This window comes from Nocardiopsis deserti, assembly GCF_008638355.1.
GTDB lineage: Bacteria > Actinomycetota > Actinomycetes > Streptosporangiales > Streptosporangiaceae > Nocardiopsis > Nocardiopsis alborubida.
This window is the reverse complement of sequence record NZ_ML703347.1, coordinates 172,229-192,536: the sequence shown is the minus strand read 5'-3', so window position 1 is coordinate 192,536 and position 20,308 is coordinate 172,229. Positions and strand designations below refer to the sequence as shown.

General features: G+C 73.9%; 21 protein-coding genes and 1 pseudogene. 11 read left to right on the top strand and 11 right to left on the bottom strand.

The features are described 5' to 3' along the window. Positions 1 to 303 precede the first annotated feature (303 nt). Positions 304 to 1,764 carry a hypothetical protein gene (locus FYW99_RS00870; RefSeq protein ID WP_190394504.1) on the top strand — a complete coding sequence of 487 codons (1,461 nt, stop codon included), beginning with the start codon at positions 304 to 306 and terminating at the stop codon, positions 1,762 to 1,764. A 182-nt stretch (positions 1,765 to 1,946) separates the two neighbouring features. On the opposite strand, the gene FYW99_RS00865 is transcribed toward FYW99_RS00870, so the two are convergent. Next, the gene (locus FYW99_RS00865; RefSeq protein WP_150248860.1) at positions 1,947 to 3,482 is read right to left on the bottom strand and encodes an outer membrane protein assembly factor BamB family protein; all 1,536 of its coding nucleotides are present in this window, start codon (positions 3,480 to 3,482) and stop codon (positions 1,947 to 1,949) included. A 109-nt stretch (positions 3,483 to 3,591) separates the two neighbouring features. Then, positions 3,592 to 4,212, bottom strand: a complete 621-nt coding sequence (locus FYW99_RS00860; protein ID WP_150248858.1) for a YigZ family protein — start codon at positions 4,210 to 4,212, stop codon at positions 3,592 to 3,594. A 79-nt stretch (positions 4,213 to 4,291) separates the two neighbouring features. Here FYW99_RS00860 and FYW99_RS00855 point away from each other — a divergent pair, with 79 nt between their 5' ends. The 3 genes from FYW99_RS00855 to FYW99_RS00845 all read left to right on the top strand — a co-directional run bounded on the left by FYW99_RS00855 (position 4,292) and on the right by FYW99_RS00845 (position 6,186). Next, the gene (locus FYW99_RS00855; protein WP_150248855.1) at positions 4,292 to 4,990 is read left to right on the top strand and encodes a helix-turn-helix transcriptional regulator; all 699 of its coding nucleotides are present in this window, start codon (positions 4,292 to 4,294) and stop codon (positions 4,988 to 4,990) included. Positions 4,991 to 5,010: 20 nt separating this feature from the next. Next, positions 5,011 to 5,505: a DUF3291 domain-containing protein gene (locus tag FYW99_RS00850; RefSeq protein ID WP_150248852.1), complete on the top strand. Its 495-nt coding sequence runs from the start codon at positions 5,011 to 5,013 to the stop codon at positions 5,503 to 5,505. Positions 5,506 to 5,568: 63 nt separating this feature from the next. Beyond that, positions 5,569 to 6,186: a superoxide dismutase family protein gene (locus FYW99_RS00845; RefSeq protein ID WP_150248849.1), complete on the top strand. Its 618-nt coding sequence runs from the start codon at positions 5,569 to 5,571 to the stop codon at positions 6,184 to 6,186. A gap of 28 nt (positions 6,187 to 6,214) precedes the next feature. On the opposite strand, the gene FYW99_RS00840 is transcribed toward FYW99_RS00845, so the two are convergent. Next, the gene (locus FYW99_RS00840; RefSeq protein ID WP_150248846.1) at positions 6,215 to 6,934 is read right to left on the bottom strand and encodes a YidC/Oxa1 family membrane protein insertase; all 720 of its coding nucleotides are present in this window, start codon (positions 6,932 to 6,934) and stop codon (positions 6,215 to 6,217) included. A 137-nt stretch (positions 6,935 to 7,071) separates the two neighbouring features. Then, the gene (locus FYW99_RS00835) at positions 7,072 to 7,362 is read right to left on the bottom strand and encodes a DUF6412 domain-containing protein (protein ID WP_150248843.1); all 291 of its coding nucleotides are present in this window, start codon (positions 7,360 to 7,362) and stop codon (positions 7,072 to 7,074) included. A gap of 259 nt (positions 7,363 to 7,621) precedes the next feature. Between FYW99_RS00835 and FYW99_RS00830 the strand changes: the two genes are divergently transcribed. Continuing rightward, complete coding sequence (locus FYW99_RS00830; RefSeq protein ID WP_150248840.1) at positions 7,622 to 7,939, top strand: hypothetical protein; 318 nt, start codon at positions 7,622 to 7,624, stop codon at positions 7,937 to 7,939. 16 nt (positions 7,940 to 7,955) lie between these two features. Here the strand turns inward: FYW99_RS00830 and FYW99_RS00825 are convergent, their stop codons facing one another. Together FYW99_RS00825 and FYW99_RS00820 are read right to left on the bottom strand one after the other, a co-directional pair. Continuing rightward, the gene (locus tag FYW99_RS00825) at positions 7,956 to 8,918 is read right to left on the bottom strand and encodes a sugar kinase (protein WP_150248837.1); all 963 of its coding nucleotides are present in this window, start codon (positions 8,916 to 8,918) and stop codon (positions 7,956 to 7,958) included. Beyond that, positions 8,915 to 10,513 (bottom strand): N-acyl-D-amino-acid deacylase family protein, encoded by a 1,599-nt coding sequence (locus tag FYW99_RS00820; RefSeq protein WP_150248834.1) that lies wholly within the window; start codon positions 10,511 to 10,513, stop codon positions 8,915 to 8,917. The genes FYW99_RS00825 and FYW99_RS00820 overlap by 4 nt, the downstream gene beginning before the upstream one ends. Positions 10,514 to 10,697: 184 nt before the next feature. Here FYW99_RS00820 and FYW99_RS00815 point away from each other — a divergent pair, with 184 nt between their 5' ends. Next, positions 10,698 to 11,078 carry a RidA family protein gene (locus FYW99_RS00815; protein ID WP_013156475.1) on the top strand — a complete coding sequence of 127 codons (381 nt, stop codon included), beginning with the start codon at positions 10,698 to 10,700 and terminating at the stop codon, positions 11,076 to 11,078. A 78-nt stretch (positions 11,079 to 11,156) separates the two neighbouring features. Here the strand turns inward: FYW99_RS00815 and FYW99_RS00810 are convergent, their stop codons facing one another. Next, positions 11,157 to 12,029 (bottom strand): CPBP family intramembrane glutamic endopeptidase, encoded by an 873-nt coding sequence (locus FYW99_RS00810; RefSeq protein WP_190394503.1) that lies wholly within the window; start codon positions 12,027 to 12,029, stop codon positions 11,157 to 11,159. A gap of 74 nt (positions 12,030 to 12,103) precedes the next feature. On the opposite strand from FYW99_RS00810, the pseudogene FYW99_RS32920 reads away from it, so the two are divergent. After that, a pseudogene (locus tag FYW99_RS32920) lies at positions 12,104 to 12,178 on the top strand (RidA family protein); the annotation flags it as partial. 11 nt (positions 12,179 to 12,189) lie between these two features. On the opposite strand, the gene FYW99_RS00800 reads toward FYW99_RS32920, so the two are convergent. Together FYW99_RS00800 and FYW99_RS00795 are read right to left on the bottom strand one after the other, a co-directional pair. Next, the gene (locus tag FYW99_RS00800) at positions 12,190 to 12,846 is read right to left on the bottom strand and encodes an SAM-dependent methyltransferase (RefSeq protein WP_190394502.1); all 657 of its coding nucleotides are present in this window, start codon (positions 12,844 to 12,846) and stop codon (positions 12,190 to 12,192) included. 181 nt (positions 12,847 to 13,027) lie between these two features. Then, a complete protein-coding gene (locus tag FYW99_RS00795) occupies positions 13,028 to 13,645 on the bottom strand; it encodes a TetR/AcrR family transcriptional regulator (protein ID WP_150248828.1) in 618 nt (205 codons plus the stop codon). 207 nt (positions 13,646 to 13,852) lie between these two features. On the opposite strand from FYW99_RS00795, the gene FYW99_RS00790 reads away from it, so the two are divergent. Continuing rightward, positions 13,853 to 15,604: an MDR family MFS transporter gene (locus tag FYW99_RS00790; protein ID WP_150248824.1), complete on the top strand. Its 1,752-nt coding sequence runs from the start codon at positions 13,853 to 13,855 to the stop codon at positions 15,602 to 15,604. 10 nt (positions 15,605 to 15,614) lie between these two features. Here the strand turns inward: FYW99_RS00790 and FYW99_RS00785 are convergent, their stop codons facing one another. Further along, positions 15,615 to 16,064, bottom strand: coding sequence for a GNAT family N-acetyltransferase (locus FYW99_RS00785; protein WP_150248821.1), 450 nt, complete (start codon positions 16,062 to 16,064; stop codon positions 15,615 to 15,617). 201 nt (positions 16,065 to 16,265) lie between these two features. Then, positions 16,266 to 17,483: an ATP synthase F0 subunit B gene (locus FYW99_RS00780; RefSeq protein ID WP_150249806.1), complete on the bottom strand. Its 1,218-nt coding sequence runs from the start codon at positions 17,481 to 17,483 to the stop codon at positions 16,266 to 16,268. Positions 17,484 to 17,881: 398 nt separating this feature from the next. Here FYW99_RS00780 and FYW99_RS00775 point away from each other — a divergent pair, with 398 nt between their 5' ends. The 3 genes from FYW99_RS00775 to FYW99_RS00765 all read left to right on the top strand — a co-directional run bounded on the left by FYW99_RS00775 (position 17,882) and on the right by FYW99_RS00765 (position 20,305). Continuing rightward, positions 17,882 to 18,436: a gamma carbonic anhydrase family protein gene (locus FYW99_RS00775; RefSeq protein WP_150248818.1), complete on the top strand. Its 555-nt coding sequence runs from the start codon at positions 17,882 to 17,884 to the stop codon at positions 18,434 to 18,436. A gap of 428 nt (positions 18,437 to 18,864) precedes the next feature. After that, entirely contained in the window at positions 18,865 to 19,317 is a 453-nt protein-coding gene (locus FYW99_RS00770; protein ID WP_150248815.1) for a hypothetical protein, read from the top strand. A gap of 214 nt (positions 19,318 to 19,531) precedes the next feature. Continuing rightward, entirely contained in the window at positions 19,532 to 20,305 is a 774-nt protein-coding gene (locus FYW99_RS00765) for a hypothetical protein (RefSeq protein WP_150248813.1), read from the top strand. The last annotated feature ends 3 nt before the right edge of the window (positions 20,306 to 20,308 follow it).

Sequence of the window (20,308 nt, the reverse complement as noted above, 5' to 3'; positions counted from 1 at the left end):
CGCTTTCCGGATCGCAGAACGGCGCGGTTCAGGCGGTCTCACACCTGCCACGGGGGTTGGGAGGGGACTGTGCGGGCCCGGGTCCGGGGGCGTTCGGAGAGTCCGACATCATAGACTGCCACGCCCGCGACTGAGCAGACGCCCCAGGGGCGCGCAAAGTTCTCCCGGACCTCGTAGGGTTTGCCTTCGTCATCCCTGACGGCGCCCGCCGCCCCGCGGAAGCGGCTCCAGGCTCGGCGACGCCGGCCCGCGCGGCCCCGGAAGGCGTTCCCCAGCAGCGAAGACAGCCACAGGAGAGAGCGAGTGACCCTGACAGCGGCGGCACGGTCCGGATCTTCGCACGCGCGATCGGCGCGCGGGGGCCGGGCGTTCATGGCGGCCCTCGCCACCTGGTGCGCCGTGTCCGCGGCGCCGGCCGCGGCGGACACCGCCACCGACACCGGGACCTACGACATCTGTCCCACGGTGTACTACTACGTGGTCCCGGAGGGCTCCCCCGGCCTGGAGGGCATCGCCAGCCTCGTCCTGGGCGACCCCGAGCGCGCGGACGAGATCTACGAGTACAACGCGGGCCGCACGCAGGCCGACGGCGGCGCCCTGGGCGAGGACCGCGAGGTGCTCCCCGAGTGGCGCCTGGTGGTGCCCTTCGACGCGGGCGGCGAGGGCGTCTACGAGGGTCTGGACCCCCTGTGCGTGGTCGCGGTCGACCAGGCCAACGCGCTGGGGCAGGAACCGCCCTCGCCTCCCCCCGCCCCGCCCGCGTACACGCCGCCCCCGGAGGAGGAGCCCTCCGCGCAGGCCACCGCCGACGCCGCCGCCGAGGAGGAGCCGAGCATCGACCCGCGCCTGCTCGCGGCGGGCGCGGCGGGCCTGGTCCTGCTGACCCTCATCACCCTGTTCTGGCAGCCGATCGGCCGGGCCCTTGCCTGGCCGTTCCGCAGGGTCGCGGCTGCCCGGGCCAACCGGCCGCAGACGCGGCGGCCCTCGCGCCCGGGAGCGGCGGCGCGGCGCCGCCGGGCCGCGACGGACCTGATCGCCTCCGACCCCGACGCCGCGAGGCGGGCCGGAACGGCGCACGCGGAGCTGATCGGCGCTCCCGCCGACGTGCCCGCGCGTCCCGTGGCCCTGCTGACCACGCCCTCGGAGACGACCGCCGTGGTGCCCGCCGGGGCGACCCCTCCGGCCTCCTCCTGGCGGGCCGTGGACACGACCACCTGGCGCTACGGCAGCGGCCGGTCGTCGGTGCCGGTGCGCTTCGGCACGTCCGTGCACACGGTGACGGGGACCGCGCTGCGGGGGGTGCTGGTGTGCCTGGGGCAGAAGGAGGACACCGACGCCCTGGTGCACGTGGACTTCACCCGCATGCGCGGGCTGCTGGCGGTGGACGGGGACCCGAAGGTGGCCGCCGACGCGGTGCGCGTGGTCGCCGACGGCCTGCACGCGGCGGGCCTCCAGGTGCGGGTGCTCAAGCAGGGGCGACCCCTGCACTCACTGGTCCCCGACACGATCCCGGTGGTGGCGGCCCCGGATCCGATCCACGGGCTGGACCCGGGCACGGAGCCGCCGACGGTGGTGGTGGTCCCGCGTCCGCTGGGGCAGGCCGACGAGCACGTGCTCACGAGCCTGCCGCCGAACACGGTCGTGGTCGCCGCGGGGTCCTCGCACGCCGCGCGCTGGCAGTGGGAGGCCTTCGACGACGGCACGGTGCACACGGGCGCGCTGGGGATCGACGTGGTCCTGCGGACACCCGAGCGCAGGGGCTGACCCCGCCGCCCGGAGCGCTCCCTGCACCGTGCTCTTGTACTTATAGCGGGTCCGGACCGCCGAGCCTCGCTATAAGTACAAGATCATCCCAGTTCAGAACCCCTGCGCCACACCGGCAACGGTTTCGGCCAGTCCGCTGTCCGCACGGTTCCGCGCCAGCGAAGCGCCCCCGCGGGCCCCGGTCAGCTGGCCTCGCCGCCCGGGGCCCCGGAACCCTCCGCGTCGGAGGGCTCTCCGGACTCCCCCTCGGAGGGCTCGTCCGGGAGGGGCCCGTAGACGAAGCGCTGCCGGTCGTGCACGAGGATGGCGTGCCCGCTCTCGGTGACCGCCTCCACGTACGCCGGGAGCTCGTCCTCGACCACGTCCATCGTGACGGCGTCGAGCACCAGCTGCCGGTCCTGTCCGCCGCTGGCGCGGGAGTCGCCGTAGACCAGGCCGTCGAAGGCGAAGGCCGGGGAGATCGACCCCGCCTCCTCCTCCAGGCCCCACAGGACCTCTCCCCCGGCCAGGTCGACCGCGACCACCGGCGCCCCGCCGCTGGCCTGGGGCAGCAGGAGGGTTCCGGTGGCCCCGTCGTAGAGGCTGCCCGCGACCCCGTCGGGGTCGAAGGCCCCGGCGACCGGGTTCGTGCCCGGCTCCTCCAGGGTCCACAGCAGGTCACCGGTGTCGGGGTCGTGCGCGGAGAGGGTCGAGGGCGCCTCGGACTGGGCCCAGCGCAGCAGCAGGACCTCCTCGCCGTCGGCCTCGTCCTCCCCCGCGCCCTCCCCGTCCCCGGTGGCCTCGGCGGCCTCGGTGACCTCGGTGTCCTCGGACGCGGACTCACTCGGGGACTCGGTACCGGAGCCCGGTTCGGGAAGCGCGTAGAAGCCGATCACCTGTGGCGCGGGGGCAGGCGCGGAGGTGGGCAGACCCAGGTCCCCGTCCTCGCCGTCGACCGTCCACAGCTCCTCGCCCGCGGTGTCGGCGCCGACGGAGCGGGCGTGCAGGACGGGGCCGCCGGTGGCGAGCAGGACCAGGTCGTCCCGAGCGGCGACGGGCACTCCCAGCGCGGGCTCCCCGGGCTCCCCTCCGGACCCGGGCTCCTCCGTCCCCTCCTCGGACCCGGAGGTCCCTTCCTCCTCCTCGGGCTCGGCCGGGGCCTCGAACTCGTACTCCCACAGCTCGTCGCCCCCGCCGTCGAGCAGCGCGAACGCCCCGTGGGGCTCCTCGGCGGTCCATCCCCCGGGGCGGCGCACGGCGAGGCCGTCGAGGTAGGTGTCGCCCTCCCGCGCCGGTTCCCACAGCCGCTCGCCGCGGGCGTCGAGGACGAACGGCAGACCGTCGGCGTCCGCCATGAGCAGCACCCGCTCGCCGTCGCGGTCGGTGCCGAAGCCGTCGAAGCGCGCCGCGCCCTCCCACAGCGTCCCGCCGGTGGCGGCGTCGTGCAGGAGGTGGCGGTCCTCGCTGCCGGAGCTGACGAGGAAGGCGCCGCCGACCGGGCTGATGCGCACGCCGAGGGGATCGGCGAAGATCTCGTGGACGTCGGCGGAGCCGCCGTGCAGGTGGCGCAGCACCTCGCCCTCGATCCCGGGCGGCGCCTCCCCCTCGAACGCGGTGGGGACGGGGGCGGGCCCCTCCTCGGGAGGGGGCGCGGAGGGTTCCGGATCACCGGTGCACGCGGTGGCCAGCAGCACCGCGAGTCCACAGGTGAGGGCCCGGGGCACCCGTGAGCGGCGCATGGACGGTTTCTCCCCACGAACGATGACGTTTACGGCAAATCCTAAGCCGCGCCGCGGCGGGCGGACACAGGGAGAGCGAGTCGTTACAGCCATGGGACGTGGCACGGGCTCAGGGCTCCACCTCGACGACCGTGGTCCCCCGCACCTCGAACTCCGCCCTCCCGCCGGTCAGCTCGGCCAGGCGGACCCCGAATCCGGGCAGGTCGGCCTCGGGCAGGGCCACCTCGATACGGACCCGGTCGGCGTAGGCGACGTCGCGCACGGTCAGGGAGGAGTCGCGCAGGTCGCTCTCCAGGCGCCCGCCGAGCACGTAGTCGGCGAACACGTCCACGACGAGGAGTTCGCGTCGCTCCAGGACCCCGAGCGCGTCCACGGCGGCGGACACCGCGTTGCCGTAGGCGCGGATCAGCCCGCCCGCGCCGAGCTTGACCCCGCCGAAGTAGCGGGTGACCACGGCGACGGTGTCGGTGAGCTCCCGGCGCCGCAGCACCTCCAGCATGGGCAGCCCCGCGGTCCCGGAGGGCTCGCCGTCGTCGCTGGAGCGCTGGGTCCCGCCCTGGTCGCCGAGGACGTAGGCGGTGCAGTTGTGGTTGGCGCCCCAGTGCTCCCTGCGGCGCTCCGCGATGAAGGCGCGGGCGGCGTCCTCGGTGTCCGCCCTGGCCAACGCACAGAGGAAGCGGGATCTGCGGATCTCCAGCTCGTACTCGCCGTCGCGTCTGATCGTTCGCATGTCGCCTGTTCGGCAGGGGTCGTGGTCGTCCACCAGTGTCCCACTGCGCGCGGTGCCGGGCCGCGCCGACAATGGGGGCATGGACGACTCCTCGATCGACGCCGCGCAGGCCCTCGCCGACCCCGTGCGCCGCAGGCTGTACGAGTACGTGGCTGCGGCGCACGGCGAGGTCAGCCGGGGACAGGCCGCGGACGCCCTCGGCATCCAGCGCACCCTGGCCGCGCACCACCTGGACCGGCTGGCCGACGCGGGCCTGCTGGAGGTGGCCCGCCGCAAGGTGAGCGGCCGCGAGGGGCCGGGGTCGGGCCGCCCGGCCAAGCTGTACCGGCGCGCGGACCGGGACCTGTCGCTGCACCTGCCGCCGAGGGACTACGAGCTGGCCGCGCACGTGCTGGCGGAGGCGGTGGAGCGGCACGGGGCCGAGGAGGCCCTGCACGCCGCCGCCCGCGAGGAGGGCCACCGGATCGGGGCGGGGCACCGGGGGGAGGCGCTGGCGGACCTGCTGCGCGCCCGGGGCTACGAGCCCGAGGAGGGGGCCGCCCGCGCCTCCGGGAACGGCTCCGGACCGGAGGGGGCCACGGAGGAGGACGACGACGTGCGGCTGCGCAACTGCCCTTTCCACACCCTGGCGCACGCCTTCCCCCCGCTCGCCTGCGGGCTCAACCTGGAGCTGCTGCGCGGCCTGCTGGAGGGGCGCGGCGAGGACGGTGCAAGGGCCCGGATGGACGCCCGTCCGGGCCGGTGCTGCGTGGTGATTTCCAAAAACAATGACCGTTGACATAGAAGTCCGGCCGTGGTGTGCTGTGTCCCGTGAACGAGACCTCCCCCTCCGGGTACCACCTGGCACAGATCAACGTCGGCGTCCTCAAGGCCCCCCTCGACGCCCCCTCCATGGCCGGCTTCGCCTCCCGCATCGACCCGATTAACGCACTGGCCGACAGCGCCCCCGGATTCGTGTGGCGACTGGTCGAGGAGGGCAAGGATGACGCCACCGGCATGCGGCCCTTCGGCGGCGGGCTCCTGATCAACTACTCCGTCTGGCAGGACGTGGAGTCGCTGTGGAATTTCACCTACCGCAGTGAGCACCTGGAGCTGCTGCGCGGCCGCCGGGAGTGGTTCGAGCACCTGCGGGAGGCGTACCTGGTCCTGTGGTGGGTTCCCAGCGGTACGATCCCCACTGTCGAGGAGGCCGGAAGGCGTCTGGACCTGTTGCGCGCCGACGGCCCCACCCCCGAGGCCTTCACCCTCAGGTCGCCCTTCCCTCCCCCGGCAGATCGCGTTCCGCACGCCTAGTCATCCTTTGGGTACGTTGGGTAGTCTTGCGGGCGACCGTTGAGAGCAACCGGGAGTTCCGTCATGCGCATCACACCGTTCGCCGTCGGCCTGGCCCTGACCGCGACCCTCGCCGCCGGATGCGCGCAGTCCGATCCCGCCGAGAGCGACGGCGCGGCCTCCCCGGAAGCCCCCCAGACCGCGCCCACCGCCTCCCCCAGCGTGACCGCGTCGACCTTCCTGCCGCCCGGCGAGGGCACGGGCGCCATCACCTACGACGAGACCGCCGTGCCCGAGGGCGCCACCTCCGACGTGCAGGTGCGCGTCCAGGACGGGCGGACCCACGTGCAGTTCACCGGTACCAGCCTGGAGGGCGGCCGCGACTTCGGCGCCCACGTGCACACCCAGCCCTGCGGTGAGGACCCGGCGGACGCGGGCCCCCACTACCAGAACGAGGCCGACCCGGCCGCCACCGAGGACGAGCCCTCCAGCGACCCCGCCTACGCCAACCCCGAGAACGAGGTCTGGCTGGACTTCACCACCGACGAGGACGGCAACGCCCGCGCGACCAGCACGGTGGACTGGGAGTTCCGCGAGGGCGAGGCCCGGTCGCTGGTGCTGCACGAGCACCACACCCACACCGGTGAGGGCGAGGCGGGCACCGCGGGCGACCGCCTGGCCTGCGTCAGCGTGGACTTCTGACGGACCGGTCCGGGGGCCGCGCCACGGCTCAGTCCGGGATCACCCGGCGCAGGAGGAGCCGCTCCCCCAGCGCCCACGCGCCGGAGGTCAGCAGGTACAGGCCTGCGGCCAGCGGCACGAACGCGGCGACCGCCACGGTCGTGAACTGCATGTAGGTCAGGAGCCCGGGGAGCTGGGGCTGTCCCGGGTTGGCCTCGGCGCCCGCCCGCATCACGGGCAGCATGAGGTAGCGGCGGTTGGCCCAGGCCACGAGGGCGATCAGGGCCAGGAGAGCGGCGAACACGGGTGCCACGGACACTCCGCCCGCGCCGCCCATCAGGGTCGCGCCCAGTTCGACGCCGCCGAAGGTGTGCGCGAGCATCGCCTCCTCACCGCTCCCCGCGCCGATGAACACGCCGTAGAGGGCGATCATGACGGGGATCTGGGCGAGGGAGGGCAGGCAGCCCGCCAGCGGGGAGGTGCCCGCCTCGGCGTAGACCCTGCGCTGTTCGGCGACGAGCCTCTCCGGGTCCTTGCGGTGCCGGGCGGTGACCTCCGCCAGCCGCGGGGCCAGGCGCGCGCGGGCCTTCTCCGCGCGGACCTGCACCACCCCGAGGGGGACGAGCAGGAGGCGCACGGCCACGGTCAGGGCCACGACGGCCAGTCCGGCGGCCAGGCCCCCGGTGAGGGGGGTGAGCAGTGAGGTGAGGGCGGAGAGGACGGTCGAGAGCAGGGTCATGGCGGCCGCGATCGGCCCGAGGCTGTACAAGGCGGGAAGGCCCTTCGTCCGACGGGAAAAGAACAGGCGTCGGGCCGCTCGGGACCGCGCCCGCGCGGGGCGGAGCGCGACGCGCACCCGGGGCGCGGCGCGGACGCGCACACGCGCGGGGGTGCTTGGAGAAGGGGTCAGCGAGCGGCCGGAAGGGCCGCGCCGGGTGCTCTGGGACGGGGCCGTCCCGCCGCGTCGGGGTCACACAGGGTGAGCACGGGCAGGCGAGCGGACCTGCGGCGCATCGCGTGCACCGCGCCCGAGGCCGCGTCGCGCGCCGGGCAGGCGCCGGTGCCGCGCAGGACGTACCAGGCGACGGCCGCGCCGACGGCGGCGACCAGCAGCGCCAGGGAGCCGGGGACCGGGAGGAGTTCGGCGGGGACGACGCCCAGCATGAGGAACTCGAAGAACGCGAGAAGGAGGCTCACGACGCCCTCACCTCCCCGTTCCGGTAGAACCGCATTTTAGGGCATGTTCGGCGGACGCACATCCCGGGTGTGCGGCGCCCGGGGGCGGCCGTCCGCGCCCGGGGACGGATGGGCAGCGGCGGCCGACGGGCGCAGAAATCCGCCGACACTCCGCCGGGGCTCCTCTCGGTTCGCGTGAAGCTGTAGCTAAATGACACAGAGTAACCAACTCCGTGCTCGCCGGGCGCCCCGTGCGGGCCGGCAGAGAAGGGGAGTTACCGTGCCGATCCGCCCTGCGAACCTCGCCACCATGTCCGCCACCATCGCCGGAGCGATCGCCGGACTGTCGAGCAGACAGGACCAGGCTCCCCCGGTCCGGGTCACCTTCGAGTCCGGCTACCAGCAGACCGTGGAGAACGGGGGCTGCCGCACCCTCAAGACGGGACAGGGGGGCGTCACCGGGATCTCCACGGAGAGCAGGGTCAAGTTCGCGCTCTTCTCGGGTACGAGCTGCCAGGGCAGCCGCGCGCTGGCCTCCGGGCACGGCTCGGTGAGCTTCGGCGACCCGGTCCTGGCGGGCGCCATCGTCATCGGCTGAGGGCCGGGACCGGTGCTCAGGTCCCCGCGGAGCCGCGGATCCCGGCGACGTCCGCGGGCAGGGTCTCCAGGACGTCCCCGGGCGAGCGCAGCACCGCGCCCGCGACCGCGTGGCCCAGGCTCAGCCGCCGCTCCACGGACAGGCCGTCGAGCAGGCCGGACAGGAACCCGGCGGCGAACGCGTCACCCGCGCCCACCGCCTCGACCACGTCCACCGGAGGGGACGGCACGAACACCGCGCCGTCGGAGTCGAAGCAGGTCGCGCCGTGTTCGGCGTCCTTGACCACCAGGACCGGCACCTCGGGCAGCACCGCCCGCACGTCCTCGGCCGCCGGGGTGCCCCACAGGCGCTCGGCCTCGTCCCTGCCCACGAAGACCACGTCGGCGCGGCGGGCCAGGTCGAGCAGCACCGGCGCGGCGGTCCTGGCCCCCCACAGGGCGGGCCGGTGGTTGACGTCGAAGGAGCGCAGCGCGCCGTTGCCCGTCCGCCGGTCCAGCAGGTGCTCCACGAGCGCGGCGGCGCGCGCGGACAGGGCCGGGGTGATGCCGGACAGGTGGACCGCTCGGGGGTCGCGCGCCCACACCCGCTCGGCGTCGGCTGCCGACAGCGCGGAGGCGGCCGAACCGGCGCGGTAGTACAGCACGCCCGCGCCGCCGGGGCCGGTGTCCTTGACGTACAGGCCGGTGGGGCGCTCGGGGTCCGTCTCCACGCCGGACACGTCCGCGCCGCATCCGGAGACGGCGTCGGTGACGATGCGGCCGAAGGGGTCGTCGCCGACGCGGCTGACCCAGGAGGCGGTGTGCCCCAGGGCCGCCAGGGCGACCGCCACGTTGGACTCCGCGCCGCCGGTGCCCACCACCAGCTTCGTTCCGGCCGCGAGCGCCTCGGCCGAGGCGAACACCGCCATGGTCTCGCCGACGCAGACGACGTCGGCACTGTTCGTCGGCTCGCTCCCCGGGGCGGTCGGGTGCTCGCTCATCGGCGGTTCCTCCGGACGGATCGGCCGGGCAGGCGGTCGGTGCGACGGCCGTCCCGGACGGTGAAGTTGCCCGACACGAGGACGTGGTGGATGCCTCGGGGGGCCAGGCGCGGTTCCTCGTAGGTGGCGCGGGCGTCCACGGTGGCGGGGTCCAGGACCACCAGGTCGGCGACCGCACCGGCCTGGATGACGCCACGGTCGGTGAGGCCGAGTCTACGCGCGGGCCGGGAGGTGAGGTGGCGGACGCACTCCTCCAGCGTGAGCACGCCGAGTTCGCGCACGTAGTGGCCCAGGTAGCGGGGGAAGGTGCCCCAGCCGCGCGGGTGCGGCTTCGCGCCGACGAGGATGCCGTCGCTCCCGGCGGTATGGGAGCTGTGCCGCATGATGGTGCGGATGTTCTCCTCGTTGCCCACCTGGAGCAGGCAGCCGCTGCGCAGCTCGTCGGCCACGAGCAGCTCCATGTAGAGGTCGCCGGGGAGGCGGCCGCGCGTGCGCGCGAGGTCGGCCACGGAGGATCCGACGGCCCAGGACAGCCCGGGGTCGGCGACGCCGGTGACGACGATGGCGGACCAGTCCATGGGGACGCCGTGGTTGCCGTCGGTCCCCTCCTCCTCGATCTCGCGCAGGACGCGCGCGCGGGTGGGGACGTCGCGCAGGCGCTCCAGGGTGGCGGCGGTGCCGCCGGTCTGCACCCAACCGGGCAGCGGGGCGCCCAGGTGGGTGGCGCTGGCCCGGTAGGGGTAGCTGTCGAGGGTGACGTCGAGGCCGTAGCGGACGGTGGCCTCGTCGATGGCGTCCAGGACCTCGGGTGCGCGGCCGCGGTTCTGCGGGAAGTTGACGTGGCAGTGCGCCAGGTGCAGGGCGACCTGGGCGCGGCGCGCGGTCTCCAGGCACTCGCGGTAGGACTCCACGACGCGGGAGCCGTAGTTGCGGTGGTGGGGGCAGTAGTAGCCGCCCGCGGCGCGGACGGGTTCGAGGAGGGCGACGATCTCGTCGTCGGTGGCGTACATGCCGGGGGTGTAGGTCAGCCCGGTGGACAGTCCGTGCGCGCCGTCGGCCATGCCCCCGGCGACGATCCGGCGCATGCGGTCGAGTTCGTCGCCGGTGGGCGGGCGGTCCTCGCCGCCCAGGACGGCCATGCGCACGTTGCCCTGGGGGACGAGGACGGCGGCGTTGACGGGGGCGCCCGCGTCGATCCGGTCGAGGTACTCGCCGACGGTGCGCCAGGAGTGGTCGAGGTCGGGCAGGCCGTTCCACGCGGCGAGCTGGGCCCGCAGTTCGCCGGCGGTGCCGTCGGTGACGGGGGCGTAGCCGAGCCCGTCCTGGCCCAGGACCTCCAGGGTGACGCCCTGGAGGGTCTTGGCCTCGTGCGCGGGGTCGGCGAGGACGGCCAGGTCCGAGTGGGAGTGCATGTCGACGAACCCCGGGGTGACCGCGAGTCCCTCCACGTCCACGACGGTGCCCGTGGTGCGCGCGCTGCCGGGTGGGACGATGTGGGCGATGCGGCCGTCATGGAGGACGAGGTCGGCGCGGCGGGAGGGGCCGCCGGTGCCGTCGACCACCCGTCCGCCGGTGAGTACGGTCTCGGGATGCACTGTGTCCTCCGTTCGACGTACCGGTCACTCCGGCGCGGCGCGCGGCCGACCGGTGTCCGGTGTGGCCAAGATACGCTGCCCGGAAGAAAATTGGTAACTTTGTTGCCAGTAAAGCGCCCGTGAAACGGCACGGGCACCGGCGCGCGCACGCGCCGCCGGCGCAGACCAGCGAAGGAGTCCACGGATGTCCAAGAAGGCGGTCCGCACCGACAACGCCCCCGCTCCGGCGGGGGCGTACAGCCAGGGAGTGGTCGCGGGCGGGTTCCTGTACACCGCGGGCTTCGGCCCGCAGGAGCCCGAGACCGGCCGCGTGGCCCCGACCGTGGGCGAGCAGACCGCCCAGGTGCTGGCCAACATCTCCGCCGTGCTGGCCGAGCACGGCCTGACGCTGGACGACGTCGTGAAGGCGACCGTCCACCTGGAGAACCTCAAGGCGGACTTCCCGGAGTTCAACGCCGTGTACGAGGAGCACTTCAGCGCCCCCTACCCCGTGCGCACCACCGTGGGTTCGGACCTGGCGAACATCCTCGTGGAGATCGACGTGGTGGCCAAGCTCCGGGACTGAGTCCCGACCGGTCGGCCGGAGCCCACACGGGCTCCGGCCGGCCCCCGCCCCGCCCTCCCTCGCGGCGGCGAACGGCCCTCACAGGAGGCCGAGCAGGATGCTTCCCGAGTTGGCGAGGCCGTGCACGACCAGGAGCGGCCACATCAGGCGGCACCAGCTCCACAGGTAACCGAGGAAGAGCCCCATGACCCCCTGGTTGACGAAGGCCGTGGCCAGGTCCAGCGGGAGGTCGCCCCGCCCTTGGATGGCGACGTGCCAGCACGCCCACAGCAGCGAGGACAGCACGATGGCGGGCCACGCGCCGAGGACCGCCTCCCACCTGGTCTGGAGCCAGCGCCGGTAGAAGACCTCCTCCAGCAGCGCGTTGACCAGGAACACCACGACGATGGTGACGGCCAGGGTCAGGGCGTCCACCGTGCGGCCGTAGTCACTGGGCGGCATGGCGAACGGCCCGGCGTAGGTGAGCGCCGCCCACCCCAGGACCGGGACCGCCGGGGCCCAGCCGTGCCGGACCGGCCCGGGGCGGACCGCCTCCCGCCAGGCTCCTCCCGAGCGCCGCAGCCACTGGAGGAGCAACAGGGGCGCGGCCAGGAGAAGCGTCAGTTTGAGCAGGGTGTGCGCCGGTTCTCCCCCGTCCAGCGCGTACAGCGCCACCGCGAAGAGCAGGGCCAGGCCGGTGAGGACCAGCGCCTCGGCCAGGGGCGGCCGCCCTGCGGGCGCTCCCCCGGTTTCCGGAGGCCGGGGCAGCAGCCACACGAGCGCGATCCCGGCGAGGGCGGGGACCCAGCGTGTCCACATGGGCACGGTGTCGCCGTGGTCGGCGCTGTAGCGCATGTCGGTCTGACCGGACAGCAGGAGCAGGAGCGTGGACCCCGCGACCAACGCGAGACCGAGGACCAGGACGATGACGGAGGCGGGCGGGGCTCGCCGTACCGGGTGTGGGGGAGGCATCCCGGCACTGTAGCCGGGCCCGCGGACAGCCCCGGAGGGCACTGCGCCGCCCACGCCCTGGGGACCGCGCGGCCGTGCGCACCACCGTGGGTTCGGACCTGGCGAACGTCCTCGTGGAGATCGACGTGGTGGCCAAGCTCCGGGACTGAGTCCCGACCGGTCAGGTCTCGCGGCGGGCGCGGACCACCAGGTCGTGCACGGTGTAGGTCTCCTCGCCCATGACCACCGTCCCGGCGCGGGCCTCGTCGGCCAGCACGGTCCACTCCCCCCGGGGCAGGGCCGCCACCACCTCGTCGCCCGTGTGGAACAGGTCCGGGTCCGGCGGGCGCGGCACGCCCTCCTCCAGGTCGCGGGGGTGGTGCGCGACGACCAGGAGCTCGCCCCCGGGCGCGACCGCCGAGGCCAGCGCGGCGAAGAACCGCGCGCGCCAGTGCTTGCGCAGGTGCATGAACTGCGAGGTCACCAGGTCGAACGCGTCCTCGTCCGGGGACCATCGGGTCACGTCCGCCCGCTTCCAGGTGATGCGGCCGGGCACGTCCCCGCCCCGCTCGCGGGCGTGGGCGGCGCCCTTGTCCAGCGCCACGGTCGAGATGTCGAGCGCGGTCACCCGCCAGCCGCGTTCGGCCAGCCAGATCGCGTCGGCGCCCTCGCCGCTGCCCACGTCCAGCGCCCGTCCGGGCCCGAGGTCGGCCGCCTCGGCCACCAGGTGGCGGTTGGGCCTGCCGCTCCAGACCTTCTCCTGGGAGCGGTAGCGCTCGTTCCAGAAGTCCTCGCCCATCTCCTCGGGCGGGGAGTCCGCCGTGTGTTCACCGGTCATGTCGACCACCTCCGCGCCCCACTCTCCACGCGCGGCCCGCCGGACGCGACGTTCTTTGCCGTCCTGGCAAACGTGTCGCCCGCCTGGGTGAAGGAGGCGCGGGGAGGAGACGCGGGGAGCAGGCACGGGGCGGGAGCGCGGGGAGGAGGCGGAAGGGCCCGACCGGAGGGACCGCCCGGGGTCACCGGCTCCCCGGCGCGTCCCCCTCCTCCTCGGCGAAGTCGTCCAGGCACAGGTCCAGCAGCGCCTGGATCCGCTCCGTGAGCCGTTCACGGTCGAGCGCGCGCAGCGCCGTGGCCCCCTCGACCACGCGCACCCGGGTCAGCCCCAGCATCACGGCCGAGAGCAGGGAGGCGTGCGCCCGGGCGTCGTCGCCGTCGAGGTAGACCGTCAGCGGGTCGATCATCGCGCTGGTGATCCGCCCCTGGTAGACCGCCTGGAGGTCGGGGTCGCCCGCGGAGTCGTCCAGGGCGCGCTGGAGCGCGGTGGCCTCACCGTGCAGGCGGCTCACCGCGTGCTCGGCCAGCCGCTGCGTGAGGGCGGCGGGTTCGCCCTCGATCAGCCCCGGGAAGACGCCGTCCTCGCGCAGGAGCTCGGCCAGCAGCCCGCTCTTGGCACCGAAGTAGCGGTTGATGAGCGCGACGTTGACCCCCGCGTGCGCGGCGATCATCCTCGACGACACCGAGCCGTAGCCCTCGTTGGTGAACAGTTCCTTGGCGCTGGCGAGGATGCGGGCCCTGGTGGCCTCCCGTCCCCGTGTCGGCCCGGGGCCGCCTCCGGTTTCGTCCGGACGGTCCATCTGCGTACCCCTTGGCGGCTGCGATCTGGCGGTCAGTACTCCAGGTTGACACCTCCGGAGAACCGACGCATACCGAAACGTGCGGAGAGATATCGATTTGACAGGTCAACAGTGTTTACATATACCTGGGGACAGGACGACGCCCCCGGCAGCACGCCGCGGGGCCTTTTGTGCGTCCGCGATCGGGGGGCTTGCGTGGGACAGTCGTTGCGTGGAGGAACCGGGGCCGGGGACACTCCCCCGGACGTCGAACCCCAGGCGGTCGCGGGAGCGCGGACCTGCGATGATCCCCCCACCGGAACCCCTCTGACGAACACACCGCCCGAGGACGTCCCCGCGGACGCCTCCGCCGCGGACGCCCCGGCCGCCTCCCCCGTCGACGAGGGCCCCGAACTGCCCTCGCGCCGCGTGGTGCGCCGCATCATGGTCGGCCTGGTCCTGGCCATGCTCACCTCGATGCTCACCAACTCCATCGTGGGCACCGCCCTGCCGACGATCATGGGCGAACTGGGCGGCCAGGACCGCCTGGCCTGGGTCGCCACGGCGGCCCTGCTCACGATGACCGCCTCCACCCCCGTGTGGGGCAAGCTCTCCGACCTCTGGGGCCGCAAGCTCCTCTTCCAGCTGGCCCTGGGCATCTTCATCGTGGCCTCGGTCGCCGCGGGCCTGGCGCAGGACATCAACTGGCTGATCGCGGCCCGCGCCCTCCAGGGGCTGGGCGTCGGCGGGCTGGCCACGCTGCCCAACATCATCCTGGGAGACGTGGTCCCGCCCCGCGAGCGCGGCCGCTACAGCGGCCTCATCGGCATGGTGTTCGGGGTGTCCACCGTACTGGGACCGCTGGTGGGCGGGTTCCTGGTGGACAGCCCGCTCGGCTGGCGGTGGTGCTTCCTCATCACCGTGCCGCTGGCCCTGTTCGCCTTCGTCGTCATCCAGTTCATGTTCACCATGCCCTTCGTCCCCCGCCGGAACGCACCCGTGGACTGGCTGGGCGCCGGGCTGATCTTCAGCTCCGCGAGCACCCTGATCGTGCTGCTGAGCCTGGGCGGCACCCAGTTCCCGTGGAACTCGCCGCTGTCCTACGCCCTGGGCGCGGCGGCCGTCCTGCTCACCGCCGCGGCCGTGGTGGTCGAGCGGCGGGCGCGGGAGCCGATCATCCCGGCACGCCTCTTCGGCGACCGGACCTTCGTGCTGTCCTCGCTCGGGTCGGCCTGCGTCGGGATGATGATGTTCGGCCTGATCATCTACATGCCGCAGTACCTCCAGATGGTGCACGGCATGACGCCGACCGTGTCGGGCCTGATGACGCTGCCGCTGGTGGCGTCGTTCCTGGTCACCTCGATCGGCTCCGGCTACGCGGTGGGCGGCAGCGGCCGCTGGAAGGCCTACCCGGTCACGGGCATGGCCCTGTGCCTGGTCGGGTTCACCGCCCTCAGCCTGGCCCACCTGGACGCCGGGCTGACCACGGTGGTCGCGGGCCAGGCGATGGTCGGCCTGGGGCTGGGCCTGTGCATGCAGATCCTGCTGCTGGCGACGCAGAGCGCCCTGCCCGTGACGGACATGGCCACGGGCACGGCCTCCGTCGTGTTCTTCCGCAACCTGGGCGGCGCCACCGGCGTGGCCGCGTTCGGCGCGGTGATGGTGGGGCGGCTGAACACCGAACTGGCCCAGGCCTCGGCCGACGCGCGGGCGCGGGTCGCGGCGGACGCCGCCGCCGGGACCGACTCGGGCGCGCAGGAGCTGTCGGTCGGGCTGTCGGAGGCCGCCGAGGCCGCGCAGGGCTCCCCCGAACTGGTGCACTCACTGCCGGAGCCGGTCCGCGAGGTGATCGTGGGCGCCTTCGACCACGCCATGCAGGGCGTGTTCCTGGCCGGGATCCCGATCGCCGTGATCGGGCTGGTCACCGTGGCGTTCATGCGGGGCGTGCCGCTGAGCGGGGGCCCGGCCGCCAAGCGCTGACGCCCGCGGGTCACAGGTAGCGGCGGAAGCCCTCGGCGGAGCTGTCGAAGCCCAGCGCCGTGTGGAACCGGTGGACGTCCTGCCCGTTCTCGTGCGACAGCAGTTCCACCTTGTAGCACCCGGCCCGCGTGGCGCGGTCGAGCGCGTCCTCCATGAGCGCCCGGCCGATGCCGCGGCCCCGGGTCAGGGGGTCGACCACGAGGTTGTCCACCACGGCCCAGGGCTGGGCGTCGTGGGTCAGGTTGGCCACGACCAGCAGGTCCAGGGTGCCGATGATCTGGCCGCGCTGCTCGGCGACGAGGATCGTGCGGTCGGGGTCGTTCTCCATCCGCGTCCAGGCGCGCACGGCGGCGGAGGACATGCGAACGTGCGCGCTCTGCGCGTGGGTGGTGTCGCCGAGTTCCCTGAGAAGACGCAGAATCGCACCGAGGTCCGACCGGATGGCCGCGCGGATAATCATGGCTGTCGGCATCGTAGCCGACAGCCTGCGACAAGGCGGACGTCACCCTACATGCGGCCACAAAACGCCGGGGGCGGGGACATGGTCCCCACCCCCGGATCGCGTTCCGGGGCGGCACGCCTCCCGGGGAGCGCCGCGGGTCCGGAGAGGGCTGGCCCGGGAGGACTCCCGGCGGTTCCCGTCCGTGTGGAGCCCGCGGGCTCAGGGCTTGCGGATGACCCGGACGCCGTCGTCGCCCTTGGGCGGCTGGTTGTGGCCGGACTCCGGGTGGCGGTAGACACCGGTGATGCCCGGGTCGCCGCCCTGCTCCTGGCCCTTCTGGCCCTGCTGGGGGCCGGACTGCGGCTGCTGCGGACCCGCGTGGCTCTGCTGCGGGCCGGACTGCGGCGTCTGGTCGCCCTCGGGGGCGGGACCGGTGAAGCGGGCGCCCTGCGGAGGACGGGGAGCGGACTGGGCCTGGTCCTTCGGGGAGGAGTCTCCCGCCGGGTCCTGGCCGGTCTGCTCCGGCTTGGCCACCGGCCTGATGCGCACGGTCGCCTCGTCCGGCTGCTGCTGGAGGGGAGGCAGCTTGGTGGTGGCCTCGTCCTTGTCCTCGTCCTTGTCCTCGGCCGGGGCCGGCTTGGCCGGGGCGGGCGCGGCCGCCTCGGGACGGGGCTGCGGCCGGGAGGGCTCCGGGGCGCGCTCGGGGGCCTTGGCCGCCGCAGCGGGCTTGGCCGCGGCGGGCTTGGCCGGGACCGGCTTGGCCGGGGAGGGGGCGGAGACCACCTCTTCGCGGGACAGCCCGCTCTCCAGCGCGCCCGCCTTGTCCTCGGCCGCGACCAGGTCGGCCAGGGTCGAGTGCATGTCCTTGAGGCGGCGCAGCGCCTCGGCGTGCGTGGCGGTGAGCGTGGCGAGCCTGCGGTCCGCGGTGTCGTGGATCTTCTTCGCCCGCGCCTCGGCCTCGCCCAGACGGCGCTCGCCCTCCTGCTTGGCCTGCTCCCGGAGCTGGTCGGCCTCCTTCTTGGCACTGTCGACCATCGAGTGGGCCTCCGAGCGCGCGGAGGACAGGATCCGCTCGGCGTGCTCCTCGGCGTCCCTGCGGTACTTGGCGATCTCCTCCTGGGCCTTCTTCTCGGCCTCCTTCACCTCGGACTCGACCCTGGAGCGGCGCTCCTGGGCCTCCTCCTCGGCGATGCGCAGGATCTCGGCCATGCGCTCGCTGATCTGCTCGTGCTCCGGCTTGACCTGTGCCTTCTCACGGGCTATGGCGAGGTCGCGCTTGTACTGCTCCAGCTCGTCGTCCAGCCGCTGGAGACGCTCGCGCTGGCTCTTGAACTGGTTGTCCGTCCGCACGAAGTAGTCGTCGACGTGCGCCTTGTCGTAGCCGCCCTTGCGCACCGTCGGAAACCTGTCCTGCTGGAGTCCGCCGCCCGGCAACATATCGCTCATGTGCCCTTCATGTCCTTACACCGTTGTGACTGTACGACGCAGAAGGTGCGAGTTGACCCGTACCCATTGTCACTACGACACCCGTCGGGCCTCGTTAGCGACATACGCCCGATAGTGCCCTTTTCTGCATACCGGCCCGGCCGCTTGGGGGTACCGGTCGGGAGCGGAGCGTAACGCCGTGGACACCGTCCAGGCGACCAAGGTAGACACGCGCGGCGCGGCCGCGTCAAGATCCCCGACCGGCACATCGCCGTGCGGACCCCGGTCACGTTCTTACTAAGGTATGCGCGATCATCCCCGTACGGGGGCAGAGCGGTCAACTTCCCGCTGATCCGCCCCCTCACGGGGAGATGGGACACAGTGGTACGAGACGCAGGGAGGGCCACGAGATGGACAACGGCCGCACGGAAGGCGGGCCCGCGGGGCCCCGCGTGGGCGGGGCGGACTTCGGGCGACCGGAGGTCCACCCGAGCGCGTGGATCGCGCCAGGCGCGGTGGTGGTCGGCCGCGTGCGCCTGGGCGCCCAGAGCAGCGTCTGGTACGGGTCGGTGCTGCGCGCCGACACCGAGGACGTCGTCGTCGGTGACAGGGTCAACATCCAGGACCAGTGCGGCCTGCACTCCGACCCCGGGGAGCCCGTGCTCCTGCACGACGACGTGAGTCTGGGTCACAAGGCGATGGTGCACGGCGCGGTCGTGGAGGAGGGCGCGCTCATCGGCATCGGCGCCATCGTCCTGGGCGGCGCCCGCGTCGGCCGGGGCGCCCTGGTCGCGGCGGGCTCCCTCGTACCGCCGGGCAAGACCGTTCCACCGGACACGCTGTGGGCGGGCGTGCCCGGCAAGGTGGTGCGGGAGCTCAACGACAACGACCGGCTGGTGCTCCAGCACACCCCGGCCCACTACGCGGCGCTCGCCGCCCAGCACCAGGACGTCACCTGGGCCTAGGGAACGGCTCGCACCGCGGGGACTCGACCTCCAGCGCCAGACACCACCCGGCCCGGGTCCGACCGGAGATGTTGCCAGTGTGATGCTTGGGGCCCTGACCAGCGATGATCTCGTACTTGTAGCCGATGTCGGCGGCCGAGCCTCGCTACAAGTACAAGATCACGCCGGGTGGGGACGAAAGTCGTACCCGGGGCGTCGGCGCGGTGGTCCGAAAGCACCGCGCCCGTCCGGGCGGGGCCGCCCTCCTGGCTAACCCGGGTGACTCCGCCGCCTGGTCCTCACGGGTCATGCGCTCCGGTCTCCCTGCGCGTAGCCTGGTTACTACTCACGCCCGCGTGGGCACGGACCCGTCGCACCCGTACCCACGGCACTCCGGTGCGGGGTGCTCCGTCCTGTCGCGACACCGTTGTCCCAGGGGGTGAGCTCACGTGAACGACAGCCTCGACCTGCACGACCACCTCCACGACCACGTCGCGCTGGACGAGATCGAACTGTACGCCGAGGTGCTCATCGCGGTGGCCGACGCCGACCGCCCGCTCAGCCCCGCGGAGATCGACCGGGTGCTCGGGCTGTCCGAGGCGCCCGCGGCCCCCGCCGGGCCGGTCCGCTCCGCGCGCCCCCTCCCCGGCGAGGGTCCCGGTCCCCCCGCCGGGACGCCACACGTCCCCGACCCCGCCCCCGAGCGGCCTCCCCGCGCGGCGGGGCCCGTGCCCGGTCCCCCCGAACCGCGGGACGGGCCCCCAGGGACGCGGCGCGCGTGGTCCACCGATCCGCTTCCGGCCGAGTACCGGCTGCCGCCCGCGGTGCTGCCCGCGCCCCGCGACGTGCCCGAGCCCCACCTCCTGTGGTCCCCGCTGCCCCTCGCCCCCTGGCACGTCTGAGGCCGTCCGCCCCTCCCGGTCCACGGGCAGGAGACCCCTCCGGAACGCCGGGGAGGGCGGAGTCCTGCCGCACCGCGCGGCGGTGCTGTCCGGCCGCGCCACCCGGAAGCGGCCCGATCCGGCCACGGCCGCCCGACTCCGTACCCTCCGGTCTGGGTAGTGCTTCTGTGGACCCCGGCCCCCGGGAACCCCCAGCAGCACACAGGAGCCCCTGATGTCACCAGGACCGGACACGCCGGACCGCGACCACCGACGCGGTATCGGCCCCCGCCCCCGCACCGACGGCCGCGAGCCCGACAGCGCCCGTCGGGTCACCCTCACCATCGCCCTCGTCGTGACCTTCGTCTTCCTTCTGGCCACCGCGGCCGGACTCGGCTGGTTCCTCTCCGACGGCGGACCGCTGTCCGGTTCGGAGTCCGCCGAGGAGCGCGGCGACGCGGCCGACGGCGGTGGCGCGGAGGAGAGCGACAGCGGTGGGAGCGACGGTGGTGAAGACGGCGCGGGGGAGACGGAGGGCCTGACGGACAGCGGCGCGGACACCGGCGCGGACCCTCCGGCCGGGTTGGCCTACGAGCTGCCCGGTGAGGAATGGCACAGGCTCGGCGACGAGGAGGTCCCCTCCGAGTACTCCTCCTACGCGGTCCTCGGTCCGGCCGAGGACCCGGACGCGGTCATCGTCACCGGCACCGAGGAACTCGGTTCGGTGGAGCCGATCGCGGTGGCGGGAGTACGCCTGGCCGTGGACATGGCTGCCGACCTGGCCGCCGAGGGCGGCGTGTGGGCCGAGCCCTCCGGCGAGACCGACGTGGACGGGCTGCCCGCCTTCGGGGCGACCATGGGCAGCGACTCGGGGGACACCTACGGCCGCTTCGTGATCGTGGAGCTGGACGACGGTCGGGGCGCGTTCATGCTCGGGGTCAACACCGCGGGCGGGGACGGCGCCACCGAGGACATCGACGCGGCCTTCGCCTCGGTGGGTACGCGCTGAACC